This is a genomic window from Ignavibacteriota bacterium (assembly GCA_019637995.1).
Classification (GTDB): domain Bacteria; phylum Bacteroidota; class Ignavibacteria; order Kapaibacteriales; family UBA2268; genus JANJTB01.
In genome coordinates this window covers 503,590-519,350 of sequence record JAHBUQ010000002.1, presented here as the reverse complement: position 1 = coordinate 519,350, position 15,761 = coordinate 503,590, and the positions used below count along the sequence as shown (strand labels likewise).

Annotated in this window: 10 protein-coding genes; 6 read left to right on the top strand and 4 right to left on the bottom strand. The window is 36.5% G+C overall.

Annotated features, from left to right (window positions below):
• Positions 1-65 precede the first annotated feature (65 nt).
• The 3 genes from KF896_08165 to KF896_08155 all read left to right on the top strand — a co-directional run bounded on the left by KF896_08165 (position 66) and on the right by KF896_08155 (position 3,408).
• Positions 66-1,082 (top strand): T9SS type A sorting domain-containing protein, encoded by a 1,017-nt coding sequence (locus KF896_08165; protein ID MBX3043677.1) that lies wholly within the window; start codon positions 66-68, stop codon positions 1,080-1,082.
• A 92-nt stretch (positions 1,083-1,174) separates the two neighbouring features.
• On the top strand, positions 1,175-2,290 hold the full coding sequence (locus tag KF896_08160) for a glycosyltransferase family 2 protein (protein ID MBX3043676.1): 1,116 nt from the start codon (positions 1,175-1,177) through the stop codon (positions 2,288-2,290).
• A complete protein-coding gene (locus tag KF896_08155; GenBank protein ID MBX3043675.1) occupies positions 2,287-3,408 on the top strand; it encodes a glycosyltransferase family 4 protein in 1,122 nt (373 codons plus the stop codon). Before KF896_08160 ends, KF896_08155 begins: the two co-directional genes overlap by 4 nt.
• Positions 3,409-3,575: 167 nt before the next feature.
• Here the strand turns inward: KF896_08155 and KF896_08150 are convergent, their stop codons facing one another.
• The 3 genes from KF896_08150 to KF896_08140 are packed head-to-tail and all read right to left on the bottom strand — an operon-like array spanning position 3,576 to position 5,758.
• Positions 3,576-4,295 carry an OmpA family protein gene (locus KF896_08150; protein ID MBX3043674.1) on the bottom strand — a complete coding sequence of 240 codons (720 nt, stop codon included), beginning with the start codon at positions 4,293-4,295 and terminating at the stop codon, positions 3,576-3,578.
• Positions 4,295-5,323 (bottom strand): WD40 repeat domain-containing protein, encoded by a 1,029-nt coding sequence (locus KF896_08145; protein ID MBX3043673.1) that lies wholly within the window; start codon positions 5,321-5,323, stop codon positions 4,295-4,297. Before KF896_08145 ends, KF896_08150 begins: the two co-directional genes overlap by 1 nt.
• Before the next feature lie 42 nt (positions 5,324-5,365).
• Positions 5,366-5,758, bottom strand: a complete 393-nt coding sequence (locus tag KF896_08140; protein ID MBX3043672.1) for a MerR family transcriptional regulator — start codon at positions 5,756-5,758, stop codon at positions 5,366-5,368.
• A gap of 175 nt (positions 5,759-5,933) precedes the next feature.
• On the opposite strand from KF896_08140, the gene KF896_08135 reads away from it, so the two are divergent.
• A complete protein-coding gene (locus tag KF896_08135) occupies positions 5,934-6,254 on the top strand; it encodes a DNA-directed RNA polymerase subunit omega (GenBank protein MBX3043671.1) in 321 nt (106 codons plus the stop codon).
• A 97-nt stretch (positions 6,255-6,351) separates the two neighbouring features.
• A complete protein-coding gene (locus tag KF896_08130; protein ID MBX3043670.1) occupies positions 6,352-8,298 on the top strand; it encodes an ABC-F family ATP-binding cassette domain-containing protein in 1,947 nt (648 codons plus the stop codon).
• A gap of 17 nt (positions 8,299-8,315) precedes the next feature.
• Here KF896_08130 and KF896_08125 read toward each other — a convergent pair whose 3' ends face one another.
• Complete coding sequence (locus tag KF896_08125; protein ID MBX3043669.1) at positions 8,316-9,461, bottom strand: hypothetical protein; 1,146 nt, start codon at positions 9,459-9,461, stop codon at positions 8,316-8,318.
• A 315-nt stretch (positions 9,462-9,776) separates the two neighbouring features.
• Between KF896_08125 and KF896_08120 the strand changes: the two genes are divergently transcribed.
• Positions 9,777-15,539: a T9SS type A sorting domain-containing protein gene (locus tag KF896_08120; protein ID MBX3043668.1), complete on the top strand. Its 5,763-nt coding sequence runs from the start codon at positions 9,777-9,779 to the stop codon at positions 15,537-15,539.
• Positions 15,540-15,761: the final 222 nt, after the last annotated feature.

Below are 15,761 nucleotides of genomic sequence, written 5' to 3'. Positions count from 1 at the left end.
TATAAAATTGTTAGATTTGTAATGTGTAAGTTTTAATAATTTTGATAACAATATTTATTTTTGAAATGAAAAGAATAATTTTAGTATTAACAATGATATTGACTATTAGTGCTGCCACAATTTCAAATGAAATAAATGCAGGGATGAATTCATCATTTTATTTTGATGGAATTGATGACCTCATACTTGTACCAAGCGATGTCAGTATCAATTCTAAATCAATGACAATAATGATGGATTTTAAGGTTCTTGATTCAGGATCGCTGAAATCCGGTATGAACAAAACAAGTCAATTCCTTCTGTTTAAGAAAAATCCTGAGATACACTTCAATGAAGGTATAGCAATATTTTATGATGAGTCAGCAAAAAATATTTCTGCTGTTGCAAGCAATCGTAATCGTAAACAGGTCTATGCCTATAGCCCAAAAGGCTCTATAGAAAACAATACATGGTACTCACTTATTGTTTCTGCTGACAGCATAAATATAAGACTGATTCTTGACGGTAAGGAACAAAAGAGTAATCAGACCGGCTTCAGTTTAGTTTTTGACAAAGAACCCTTATTGATTGGAGGAAGAAGTAACGTTTTGCTGGAGAATGAAAAGTACGGCGGTATGTTTGCAGGCGAAATGAGAAATATCAAAATTTTCAATCAATCCTTAAATGAGATTGGTGATGATTTCCTGTTTTCCGATAATGCAAATGATTCAATTTTAATTTTGGATTTCAGTTATCATGAGTCTAATGGAATTATTCATGATAAATTAAGTAAGAACAATGGTGTTATGCTACGTGGCAGACCTTCAACAAAAGAAAAAGGAACACCTGATTATATAAGAATTCACCCTAATCCTGCAAAAGGCAAAACCGAAGTAAGATTCAAACTTAAAGATGATTCTGATTTGAAACTCATTATTCGTGATTTATCCGGAAAAGAAGTACAAGTATTACATCAAGGTATTTTAAAAAAAGGTGAGCATGAATTTAATTTCATTGCAGATTCACTTAGTACAGGCTATTATGTCTGCTATTTGGAATCCGGTTCGAGCATAAGAACAGCATCATTTATCATTGCAAAATAAATTTGATAATCACAAAAGAAGAAATATCGCCCAACAGTTTAAATTCCGAAGTCCTGATTAATGAGCTTCAGGATGTCGAATTGTCAATTGTTATGCCTTGTCTCAACGAGGAAGAGACTGTTCATATTTGTGTTTGGAAAGCACGTACTTTTATGAATGAATGTGGTATAAATGGCGAAGTGATTATTGCAGATAACGGCTCGACAGATAGGTCTGCCCTGCTTGCTGCCAACGCAGGAGCCCGTGTTGTCAATGTAAAAAACAAAGGCTACGGCTCTGCTTTGATGGGTGGTATAAATGCTGCTCGAGGTAAATATATAATTATGGCAGACTCTGATGATAGTTACGACTTTTTATCCTTAATGCCATTTGTAGAAAAATTAAGACTGGGTTGCGATTTTGTTATTGGAAATCGTTTCAAACAAAAAATTGCAAGCAATGCAATGCCATTTCTCCACAAATACCTTGGAAATCCAATTCTGACATTTATAGGCAAATCATTTTTCAAAAGTAAAATTGGTGATTTTCATTGCGGTCTGCGTGGATTTTCCCGAAAAGCATTTGATAGTCTCGAACTTCAGACAACAGGAATGGAATTTGCAAGTGAGATGATTGTTAAAGCTACACTTAATAAATGTACAGTATCAGAAGTGCCTGTCAAACTCTATCCCGACGGAAGAAGCGGGAAATCTCATCTCAATACATGGGGGGATGGCTGGAGGCATTTGCGATTTTTGCTTTTGTATTCGCCGAGATGGTTATTCCTATATCCCGGATTGATGCTTATGCTGATTGGTTTTGGCGTGACTGCATGGTCACTTCCCAACCCCAGGCAGACTCTTGATATACACTCAATTATTTTTGCAGTAGGAGCACTTTTGATTGGATTTCAGGCAGTATTTTTTGCTGTTTTTACTAAATCTTTTGCTGTGCATGAGAGATTACTTTTGGGAAGCTCCAAGATTGAAGGCTTGCTTGACAAAATTTCACTCGAAACTCTTATAAAAACAGGTATACTGCTGATACTTCTTGGTATCTCCGGTGGAGGCTATCTTGTTTATATTTGGCAGGAAGGCACTTTTTTCGAGTGGGGAGTTACCGTAACAATGCGTATTGCAATATTCTCATTTACTTTTATGGTGTTCGGATTTCAAATCATATTTTCGGCATTTTTCTATAGCTATCTTAAATTGCAAGTAAGAAAATGACCAAAGTCATCCTTGTTACCCATTTCTATCCGGCACATCGGGGAGGTGTGGAAATTGCGGCATATAATACTGCCAAAATACTCGCTGAAAGCGGGAACTTCCAAATTGCATGGTGTGCAGCTGATTGTGACAAGCCACCTGAAAATGAATATTTTTTTGATTACAAGCCTCTTAATTCGACTAATATTATTGAAAAAATACTTCCATTCCCGTATCCGATAATTTCGCCATTGGAAAAGTTGAAATTATGGGGTGTCCTAAAAAAAACGGATGTTGTACATATTCATGATTTTATATATCATTCCAATTTGATGGCATTTTTCTTAGCAAAAATGATGAAGAAAAAGGTTATTCTTACTCAGCATATTGGCTTTATACCATATAGAAATAAAGTGCTGAGGCAGGTGCTTACTTTAATTAATAAGACATTAGGTAAGTTTGTTATTTCAAGATGCGATAGTGCAATATTTATTAGCAAAAGTGTAATGCAATACTTTTCGGAAATATGCAGCAGAAATGAACACTTCGTGCATATACCAAATCCACTTGATATTAGTATTTTCAAACCAGTGGACGAAAGCTCAAGGATAGAATTAAGACAAAAATTAAATCTTTCAGAATTTACTTTTCTTTTTGTTGGGAGATTTACTGAGAAGAAAGGGCTTGAAATCATTAAAATTGTTGCTGAGAACTTCCCTGATTGTACATTTATAATGGCAGGACATGGAGCAATCAATCCGAAAGATTGGAAACTTCCAAACATACACGTATTGTCAGACAGAAAGGGTAGTGGAATATCCGAGCTTTATTCTGCTGCCGATGTGCTTATATTGCCAAGTTACGGAGAAGGATTTCCTCTTGTAGTGCAGGAAGGAATTGCCTGCGGAATTGATTTGATTGTATCATCTGAAATTGTAGAATCTGAACCCGACATTAGAAAGTTTGTAAATCTGGTTTATAATCCATCTGAGAAGATTGAATATTTCATTTCAAATATCAAGGAATATTTAAGCAATTTTAAATATAATTATGATAATCGTCTGTCAAAATATAATTTTGCAATTAAAAAATGGTCTGAGGAAACTATAATGCAAGATTATAAAGATATTTTCAATTAATTTTCGATTTTATATAACAGCAGAAAAATAACAAATACCTGATGTATCAACAAATATTAAAAAGTCAGGATAGTTACAGGAGAATATTGATTGGGAATAAAGTAGTTGGGGTACAGGAAACAGTATGAAGAAATAAAAATTACCTATACCCCAAATTTAAAAATAAATTAAAAATCATTTATTATGATATATGTCGAACCTATATATTTTTTCCCTTTTGCTCTTTTCTCAGTAGGAGGCGGTATGTTTGGGTCAGTACTTTCGGATTCCTTTATTGAAATTCTTGAAGGTTCAATGCCTTGAACTATGAAATAATCCTGTAAAGCATCTGCACGCTTATTTGTCAATTCTTTATTTTCCTGAGGGTTTGCATCAGTGTCGGGATATGAAACAATTGTAAACTTTACATTTGGATTATTTTTGAATGTATTTGCAAGCTTTTCAAGAGCAACAGCAGAACCGAAACGGAGCTTTGATTTATTGTATTCAAAAGGTGATACAGTTAGTGGAATTTTGGCATTCCTTTGCATCGGCTTTAACGTAAAGTCCCTTGAAACCTCAATGTACTTGTCTGTATTTGGAAGTGACACAGTATAATATTCTTTTAAATAATTTTCTGCAAAAATTTCAACAGAGTATGTAAGTCCCGGTTTGAGAGTAGTTAGGAAATAATAACCGTCTTCGTGTGCATTGCTTTTAGTTGAATTTATTCTTTTTCCGGTATTGTCAAAGATTTTTATATCTGCTTTGAGTCCTTCTTTTGTAATTTCATCTTTTACATGTCCAGTGATGGAAATCACTGTACTTGTAAGCTGAGCCGAAAGAGGGCTGAATGATATAAAAATAACCAATACTAACATTAAAAGATTTATAATTTTCTTATTCATTATTTTTTACCTCCTTTTTTCTTTGCATCGGACTTTTTCATTGTACCTTTTTTCCCATCGGTTTTGCTTGTCATTAGCCTGACAGTTCCGTCAGCGCAACCTAATATAATATTTTTCAAGTCCGTAGTCAAATCAACTGACCATATTTCAGTATCGAAGTCCATGCTAAAGAGGTTAATGCCGTTAGTAACATCCCAAAGTTTAACAGATTTATCAAGACTTGCACTCACAAGAGTCTTATTATCACCTGCGAAGGATACATCCTGAATAAGCTCATTATGTGCCTTGATTTTCCTCATCATTTGTCCGTGTGGCATTGACCAAATAATAATTTCGCCTGCCTGGTCACAAGAAGCAAGGTATTTATTGTCGAAACTAAAAAGAACTGAAAGTACCGGTGCTTCGTGCCCATTCAATATTTGAAGAGCTGAGGATGTATTGAGATCTGTGGACCATATACGGATTGTTTTGTCGTCGCTGCAAGAAGCAATAAATTCGCCGTCATAGCTGTAAGCAACATTATTAGTGGGCAATGTGTGTCCTCTTAGTGTCTTGATTTCACTGCCAAGACTGACATCCCATAGTTTAACAGTTTTATCAAAACTGGTGCTGGCAACAAATGTAGAAGCATCATCCTGACTGTAATAAACACCTATGACCTGGTCGGTATGACCTGACAGTACTTTAACCTGAGAACATTTCTCAATATCCCATATTCTGACTGTCATATCGCTTGAGCCGCTTGCAATCATCTTGTCATTGCCTGAAAATGACAAATTATTGACCTGTCCCAAATGTCCCTGCAGTTTGCAAATCTCTTTACCATCAGGAAGAGACCATATTTTTATAATTTCATCTAGGCTGCAGGTTGCAACCTGCGAGTCAGCTTCGTTAACAAAAACACCCAAAACTTCATCTTCATGATTGCCTATCACACGCACTTCATAATTGAAATTTTGAGACAATAATATGTTTAGTGGCAAAATTAGTGAAATCAATATCAGCAAAATATTCTGCTTAGTTAACATATATTTTTCTCCATCATTTAAAAAGTAATAACCATTGATTTTTTAAGAGACGCTGAGAAACTTTTTAAAGTCTATTAAAAGGTTCTTTAATTCGCTAAGTTCTTGTTGCTCAAAAGCTAAAATGTCGGTAGCATGTTTTTCAAATGAAACATTGACTTCAGACTGGCTTTCATCAGCTAACATAAGGGCATCAAAATCATCGGGCTTAATATCTTTAATACGATTTTTTGCTTCTTTTAAAGATATTTTATCATCTCTGAGCATTTTTTTAACAAACTTGATAACAGATAAATCCCTAATTGAATACACGCGATTTCCTGCACGATTTTTTCGAGGCTTGATTTCGCTGAATTCTTTCTCCCAATAGCGGAGAATATGTTGCTCTTCGTCAACTAATTTACTGACTTCGCTGATAGAATAATACAATTTTTCCATAATGTAATCTAATAAATTGGAAATTTTTAAATTATTTACAAAAACTATTTTTAAAATATAACAATTTTAAAACGTTAATATAATACTTTTTTACTTAATTTAAAAAAAATCGTAATAATATAGAATTATTTCGTATTTTTGTAGTTTGTTTAGATGCAATAATGAGAGGGTTACATTGGCTAAATATGTTGTAAATCCGGTAAAAGTCAGAATGCAGGAATCGAGTAAAGGTTCGATTTATCAATCAATTGTCGCAATGGGCTTCCGTGCCAGACAAATTAATGATTATATCAAGCAAGAACTCAATGAGCGTATGGCTGATATTGTTCCGACACCTGACGATTCAGAAACAGTAAATTTTGATCAAATTTCAATAAGCCGTGAATTTGACAGAATTCCAAAGCCAACTTTTTTGGCTATGAAAGAAATCTTTGACAATAAATTGAGATTTGAACTACCAACTCCAATCAGTAACAAAACTGAAGACGATTTGTAAAATTCTCATGGAAAAATATTTATTGATGAGCGGTAGTTGATATTACCGCTTTTTTTTTATTTTTGAATTATATTCATAAACGAAAAGTTAATAACTGATGCTTACTTTAAGTAATTTATCTGTTCATTTCGGAGGCAGACACCTTTTTGATAATGTCTCTGTTATGGTCGGTGAAAAAGATAAAATTGGTCTGATTGGCAGAAATGGTACCGGAAAATCAACATTGCTGAAAATTATATCAGGAATTGATGAAGCCTCTTCCGGAGATGTTGTTATTCCTAATGAATACACAATCGGCTATCTTCCTCAAGAGATTCAATCAGAGTCAGAGCTTACAGTAATGGAAGAAACTCAGTCTGCTTTAAAAGAACTCCAGTTTCTCGAAAATGAAATCAATAAATTAACAGAGCAGCTTGGTGAGCGTCAGGACTACGAGTCTAATGAATATATGAAAATCATAGAGCGTCTTAATCATCATACTGACAGGCTCAAGATTTTAGGTGGTGATTCAATTCAGGGCGATATTGAACAGGTTTTGAAAGGACTTGGTTTTTCAAGAAGTGATTTTGTAAGACCTATGAATGAATTCAGTGGCGGCTGGCAAATGCGGGTCGAACTTGCTAAAATTCTGTTAAGTAAACCGAATTGTGTACTGCTGGATGAGCCGACAAATCATTTAGATATCGAATCGGTTCAGTGGCTTGAGAATTTTCTCAGAAATTATTTTGGTGCAATTATACTTGTTTCACACGACAGGCGATTTCTAGATACTGTAACAAACAGGACTTTCGAGCTTACGGGCGGCAAAATTATTGATATGAATTTTAACTATACTGATTTTATGCAAAAACGTCAGGAGCAAAGAGAACTCGAACTTGCTCAATACAAAAATCAGCAGAAAGAAATCGAGCAAACTGAGCGATTTATTGAAAGATTCAGATCTAAAGCATCTCTTGCTACAAGAGTACAATCCCGCATAAAAGCCCTTGAAAAAGTAGAAAGAATTGAGCTCGAAGAGGTTGACTCATCTTCAATCCGATTAAAATTTCCCGAACCGCCCCGCTCTTCTCGACTTGTATGCGAAGGCAAGAAGCTCTCTAAAAGCTATGGAGACTTACTTGTACTTAAATCAATTGATTTTGCAATTGAAAGAGGCGAAAAGCTTGCTTTTGTAGGTAAGAATGGCGAAGGAAAGTCAACTTTAAGCAGGATTATTGCCGGAAGCGAACCTTATGAAGGCGAACTGATTATTGGTTCCAATGTTCAGATTGGTTATTATGCTCAGCACCAGTCAACACTATTTAATCCTGACTTGAATGTTTTTGATGTAATTGATACCGAGGCAACAGGCGACGCAAGACCTTACGTTCGTAGCATTTTGGGTGCATTTATGTTTTCAGGAGATGATGTTTACAAAAAAGTTAAAGTGCTCTCCGGTGGTGAGAAATCTCGTCTTTCACTTGCAAGATTGATGCTTAAGTCATATAATTTGTTAATTCTTGATGAGCCGACTAACCATCTTGATATGGCGGCAAAAGATGTGCTGAAACAGGCTCTGATTGATTATCAGGGTAGCCTGATAATTGTTTCACACGACAGAGAATTTCTCGAAGGATTAACCAATAAAACAATTGAATTCAAGAATAATAAAATTCATGAGTTCTTGGGAGATATAAATTATTATCTTGAGAAAATGCAAATGGAAAATCTCCGCGAACTCGAACTATCCTCAAAAAAAGGGAATTCAGATAGTGATAATCAGGCAAGCCAAAATCAGTTAATACGAGAAGAACGCAAAAATATTCAGCGACAAATTGGTAAACTTAAAAAAGAAATCGAACAAATCGAAGCTAAACTGGCTTTACTCGAAAATGAAAATGCAGAGTTTGAAATCAGTTTTTCAGACGCCGAATTTTTCAAAGATATTGAATTATCTGCACAAGCTCAGTCAAAATACAAAGAGAATAAAACTCAAATTGAAGTATTATTCGAGAAATGGGACACTCTCTCAAGCTCACTCATGGAATTAGAGAGCTTGATTTAAGGAAAAAGTCTTTATATTTATAATTGTCCGATAATTTCTTCGGAAAATTTAAGAGCTGACTGCTCATCTCTGAAGTAAATTTTTAATAATTTATTGTTAAAACCGCTCTCAAATGCCATTATTCCTGAATCAAGCAATTCCGGGAATTTGTCTAAAATAAATTGAATTATACGTGACTTTTGAGAATTTATAATAATTACTTCATTATCCCAGCCTTCCATTCTAATATTTGTATTTAATATTAGCAATTTTCCATCATTGATATTATCTGAACTAATTACAGAAAATTTTTCAGATGAAGTTAAACCATTTCTGAAAATTAGTTTGATATTTTTTAATTTAGCAATATCAATCATAGCCGGATAAATTAGTTTTAATCCGGAATTGCCGGCTAATTGAGCTGTATCATAAGATAAATACGGGACTAAACTAGTATTCGAAAAAATCTTCGGATCTGCTGTATAAATCCCGTCAATATCAGACCAAAGTGTAAGTTCGTGGGCATCCAAGCAGTCAGCAATGACAGTTGCTGTAAGATTTGAGCTTTCAAATCCCATTGTGGTTGTATTGCCATTATTGTCAGATGCGATAAATCCTTGTGTTATAACTGTCCCACAGCTGCATAGTATTGGAACTAATTTATTGTCAATATTTATTCTGGTTAGATCTTTATCAATTTTCGCTTCAGTAAAGTCTGAATTTGTTGCAATTATTTCCCTTGCATCCAAAAAATGAACTGATTTATTATCTGCGAAATAATATTTTATCAAAATTGCGGCAAGTTCTTCTCCAAAAGCTAAGAATCTGTCTAGTGTTCTGCCACTGACTTCACGGGTTATGGCAACACTTTCCAAAATTTTATAAATATTTTTTGATAAAATTTCTATTTCATACTCATATTTTGATAAAATCGGCTCATTTATGATAGATTTTGCCAGTATTTTATGCTCTGAAAGTAAAAAATTTACATTTTTTTTTGCCTCCGAAATTCCGCCATTTTCAGATTGAAATATTGCATTCTTTAAGTTAGAACTTGTCTTTCCTAAAGCAGAAATTATGACTACATTTTTTACTGAGTCATCAGACAAAATTCCTTTCAAACATTGCAATCCTTGTGCTGTATTGAGAACAGAGCCGCCAAACTTATGTATGCTTATTTTCATATTAACTTTTATTAAATTTATTATAATAATTTTATGACATTATTAAGAATTCAAAATTAACAAAAAAAAACGAATTAATAAACTTTAAATAAATTAATTATTATTTATTTATAAATAAACAATTAATTAAAATTAATTAATGTAATTTATAAAATATAATCTTAGTTATTGTGTTTATTTCCTTTATTTAAATGCATAATATATCAATTGTTTATAATGTTATCTATCAGTTTGTAACTTTTATTAAATTAATTTGTTATTGAATTCAAAAGTAATATAAATTTGTTTTTTTTCAAAATATAAGGAATTTTTACAATGTTTAAAAAATCTACATTAAAGTATTTTGCTTCATTTTTGGGGGCATTAATTTTGATGCTCGGCGTTCAAAATATGAATGTGGCAAATGCTCAGGATATGGGTCCTGACAATTACTGTATTCCCGGACCGGAATATGCATCTGCAAATCAAGGAGTATTTGGAAGAACGGATATCTGGTGCTACCCTTCATATTTGAGCAGTATTAGTACTTTTTATAAAGAGTACATGACTTCTCCTATTTTAGAAGTAAAAGTTACAGAAGTTGGCTCAAATGAAGTTAAAATTCACAGAATAAGTCGTGCTACTGCAGTTGACGGACCTTGGGAAGGCTGTTATGTGTTTACAAATTCTCGTTTTGAAATGTCACCGGGTGAAACTTATGACATCGAAATGATAGGTCTTCGTAATTATGGTATATTCAATACTACTAATTACTGCATTTATAACTGGAATTCATGGTATAATAACCGTATATTTATTGACTATAATTTGAATGGGGTATTCGAATATAGTCCAACAGGTTACAGTGAATGGATAAACAGTCCTCAGGAAATCTCTTCAGGCAGAACCCAGAGAATTGGTCATAATTTCACATGGAGAAATATGATGCAAGCAAACTGTACAGAACAGAAATACACATATAGAATTACAGTATCTGACGACCAGGAAAATGGTGTAGGCAGAATGAGAGTTATGCATTCAATAAATGCTCCTACTACAATCAATAATACTAATCCAATGCTTCCCGGTACAGCCGGAAGTGCTTGTTGGAATGGTTATTTATGGCCCTGGTGGAATGACCAGTCGCAATATTATGGTTACAGTTATGGAGAAATTGAGGATTATATAGTAGAATTCTCGCTTCCATTAAAAGGTTCATTCCCTAATAACATTGCTCCTGATGATATATTACTTGCAGGTGAAGCTTATGACGGTACAACAAGAATGTTAAGCGGTCAGATGACATATTTCGAAAGACCTTATGTTCTTTTTGGAAATCCAATGCCTCCGGGTTCAATTCTTAACTATGCTATTGTAGGTCCACTTCCTGATGTAGATAACGTTATATATGAAGGTCGTGACTTAGCAACCAATCTAAAAAATATTAGAGTAGGTACTGATGTAATTGGAACCAATGTACACTTTAATATTCAAAGAGCAACAGGACCCGGTGTAGTAAACAACTATGGTTTCCGTTGGCTTAATGGTGGTGAATATCAGCTTGTCATCGGTCTTGGAAAAGATGAAAACAGCCTTAAATTCATGAGAAAGAATTTCGTAGTATCCTGGGAATGGGATATGGCAGCAGTTGATATCAGCGAGCCACTTTCAAGCGGTCCTCCACGTTTCCACAAATATCCGAGAGGCTTAAGTCTCAATCTTAAAGGTGCTGTTCAGAACGTAGGTCTTCGCGGTGTAGCTAAATTTGATGCTTACTTTGATATATACGATTCAAAAGGCAACAAAAAAATAACAAAAGTTATTGAATGGGATACAGTAAACTTCGGTCAGTATGTAGTAGCTGCAAAACAAAGAGTTAATCTTGACTTTGGCACTTGGAGCACTACTCAAACAGATATTTATACTGCTACGCTTACAGTTAAGCTCCGTAGCGCAACAGATATGGAATCATATAATGACTATTTCCGCAGAGAAGATCAGCCTGCATACGAATTTGCAGTCAAAGATGAAATCGAAGCAGCAGCTCAGACGATTAACGTGCCTGAAAGCAATGGTGATTACATAGCAGGACGTCCATTCTTCCCTGTAGGAACTCTTTCCAACGAAGGTGTGGGTGATATATCCAACGCACCAACAAGAATGATTATCACTAAGATTCCTGAAAACACAGTAGTCTATGACAGAACAGTTAACGTAGAAGATATACCACAGGGTCGTTACAATTTGAAACAGGTAATCTTCCCGCAAACAGAAATTATGCAGCCCGGTACGTACCTTGCAAGACTCATAGTATCACATCCTGATGACCTTGAAATCTCAAACAACGAGTATTCACATCAGTTTACAGTATCAAGCGGACTTATCGGCAAATATACAATCGGAACAAAGTTCTCTGGCAATGCACGCAACTTTGCAACAATTCAGGATGCAATGGATGTGCTCTATCTCCGCGGTATGAACGGCTCAGTAACATTTGAATTTACAGATGCAGAATACGATGTTTACAGTACCAGCAATGGCGCTCCTGCATGGGACTTATCAACAGCAATTATGGGTCTTGGCTATAATCAAAACACAGGCGATTACTGGACACTGACATTCAAGCCTTCTGAAGACAGACTTGTAACACGCGCCTCAGTAAAGATTAACCTGCATTCAGGTAATGGTCAGGGTGTTTACTTTGGTCAGTCAGTACTTTCAACAAATATGTACGCTGTACAAGGCGAGAACTTTGGCAACCAATATTATGTCCCATATTCAAACAGTGGTGGTTATATCACATTTGACGGTGGCGCTAACAAATCCTTCCGTTTTATTTTGAATACAGATCAGGAGGCATTTGGAGCAGTATTCTATCTTGGAGCGGGTTCACAGAACATATCAGTGAAGAACACCATCATGGAAAACAACAAGCTTTCGATAGCCAATAAAGTACGTCTTCCAAATGCACATTACTCAATCGTAGACGGCTTCTTGTTTACCCCAAACACAGAAATAACTGAAACCGGCTGGGTAGGCTATTCCGCAGGTATCGTAAACCGTGCAGAACTTTTAGCACTTAACACAGAAGCATTTGTAATCGCACTTGATACAATTACAAACAAAAACAACACATTCATGGGCAATGACATCAGCGGCTTTGGCTACGGCATCGTATCACTCGGTATCGGCGTACTCCGCGTACCACAGCTTGCAGACTTTGCACCATTCTACAACGAAAACACAATAATTGAAGGCAACAAGATTTACAACGTATCCGGCGCAGGTGTAGTCGTAGGTAACGAAGCAAAAGCAAATGTAAAGAACAACGTAATCTTTGATGTCAAAGGTGACGGCGGAGCATTTGCAGCAGGTATTATCGCAGGTGGTAATGCAACCCAAAACTTCCTTGGCTACAATAACTATGACCTCAATATTGACGGAAACGCAATCCACAACGTACGCGGTAACCAGGCAGTATATGGTATCTTAGTAGATCAGAACGCCAACAAATATCAGGTGGGAACAGAATTCAGAGTATTCCCTCCTGTCGAAGACAATATCAATGTAATGAACAATGCAATGTGGAAACTCAACGCACAGAACGCAAATACAATGCGTGCGGGTATTCACATGCTGACACAGCGTAACCTAAAAGTAGCAGATCCTGTAGCCCGTATGATTACACCAAACTATGCAGACTACTTCATCCGCAGCTCAACCATTGCCAACAATACAATCCTTATCACAGAAGATGGTATAAATAATGCCTCAAATGTAGCAGGTATCGGCATACAGCAAGCACGCGGATTACATTTGCTCAATAATGCAATCGCAGTAAATGATGCAACAGTAAATGCAGGCAATGAAGTAGCTTCAGGTATCTTCTATCATGGCGACTATCCTGAAAAAGACGGTCTTGTAGCAGACCGTAACGCATACTGGTTCGGTAACGCAAACATCTCAGCATACCGTCACATCTACACAGACTTCAAGACCCGCGTAATCGAAACGGGAGCCCGTAACGAATACCGTACTTTAACACAGTGGCAGATGGCAACCAAGAGCGAACTTAACTCAATCTCAACCGGTAACTTCATCAATGACCATTACTTTATGGGTAGCTATCCAGAAGAAATCCGTTTGCGTACAAATACAAAAGGTTCAGTCCTAACCCGTCGCGGTGAAAGATTAGACGAAGTAACACATGACATTTATGGTAATATCCGTGGTGTAGCAGGTGGCAGATATGACATCGGTGCAGTAGAATTCAATGGTGCACTTTACAACCACGATGCAGAAATGCTTGTAATAACCGAACCCGGTACTTACCGTGCAACAGATGGTATGTTCAGCGATGCCGAATACTTAATGACCACAGCTCCTGTAGAAGTAAAAGCCATAGTACGCAACAGCGGTAATATGCCTGTCTTCAACAAGAAACTTTATGTCAACATCTATCGCGAAATGCCAAACGGAACATTTGCCTTAGCATTTGGTCCAGTAGAGCGTCAAATAGACTTAGATGCAACAGAAAACCTGGAAGTCAGCTTCAATATCGGTGACGGTATCGGCAATGACTTCGTACCTGAAACATACAACGACTTACGCAACCAGAACTATTCCGTACCTTCACAGTTCCTCGGAATGGAAGCAAACGTAACTCCACGCTACCGTATAGTAGTAAGTACAGATCCTGATGAGTTCAACTCAAACAACGCAACAGAAAAGATCTCACGTTTCTATATACAGCGCAGTGGTATCCGTTTCTTGGTCAGCAACCAGCAGCACTTTGCAGCGGGCGTAACACCAACAGCAGATGAACTTGCTTATGGCTTAAACTACGAACAAATCAAAGAAGGTATGAAGCAGCTTAACTGGGAAATCGACCTTATAGCAGCACGTTACGACTTTGACTTATTCAACCGTTATGGCTGGGAACCACGCAACGTAGACTATACAATTTATCGTTCAATGATTTGGTCAGATGGTCACAACAAGACATTAAGCCGTCTTGAAAAACTCAATCTCACAAACTTCGTAGAAGCAGGTAATGTATCAGAGAAGAAAAACCTTCTTATCGGCAGTGAAGAAATGGTAAGAAACAACGTCAACATAGACGATGCAGACGAAGTATATGTAACCAACATCCTTCGTGGAGAATACCGTCATCCAGGTAATCCACTTGGAGCAGGCAGCAACTACAGCGGTCGTAATGTAACAGGTATAGCAGTAGGACGTGATGTAGTAATGGAAGTAATGGCAACAGGCGTAGCCGGAGATATGTATCCACAGCCTGCATTAATGAACATCGTCAATACCGGAAACGGTATCAGCCAGATGGCATTCCGTTACAACAGCGTACAGAACCCTGAATGGCCGGATGCAGCAAGAATCGGCGGTATTGCAACTACAACACTTACTTCAAACGTAGTATATCTTGGTATAGACTGGCGTCACTTTGCAGATATCGAAACAGTACTTCGTGCCAGCTTCGACTTTATGGAAAGAAACGACGGTACAGTTGTACCTGTAGAACTCTTAAGCTTCGATGCAAAAGCAGCCGGCAAGAGAGTAGATATCAGCTGGGCAACAGCAAGCGAGCTAAATACATCCCGCTTCGAAGTAGAGAAAGCAGCTCAGGGTAGCAACTTCTTTACTAAGATAGCAGAAATGGAAGCAGCAGGCAACAGCTCAGTAACATTAAACTACGGACCTGTAGTAGATAACAACGTAGAATACGGCAAGACATACATCTACCGTTTGAAAGCATTAGACCGTGACGGCAGTTTCTCATACAGTGACGAACGCACAGTAACACTAACCGGTTTAAGCGGCGTAATCGAACTCGGACAGGCAAGACCAAATCCTGTACGCAGCGAAAGTACAATCGAATACACAATGAGCCAGTCAGCAAATGTGGAAATCACACTTGTAGATGCAAGCGGCAAAGAAGTTGCAAGACTTTACAGCGGCATGCAGACAGCCGGTCAGCACATACTTAACGTAGATGCAAAAGACCTCGCAAGTGGTGTATATCAGGTAGTATTGCGCAGCGGTGATGTAATGCTTATAAGCAACGTCAACGTAGTAAAATAACCCAAATGCTTAGACCTGATTAATTCAGGTGCTGAGACGACTAATAGGCAGACGCTCTGTTGGATTTATTCCGGCAGAGCGTCTTGCGTTGGTGGGTTTGATTGGATTTGAAGTCAGTCCAAATAATATGGAGGATTGTTAATGAAAAGCAAAAAAACATTGAAAAGTTTAATAGAAAAAACAACTTAAATATATAAATATTTAAAAAAAATATATATTTTT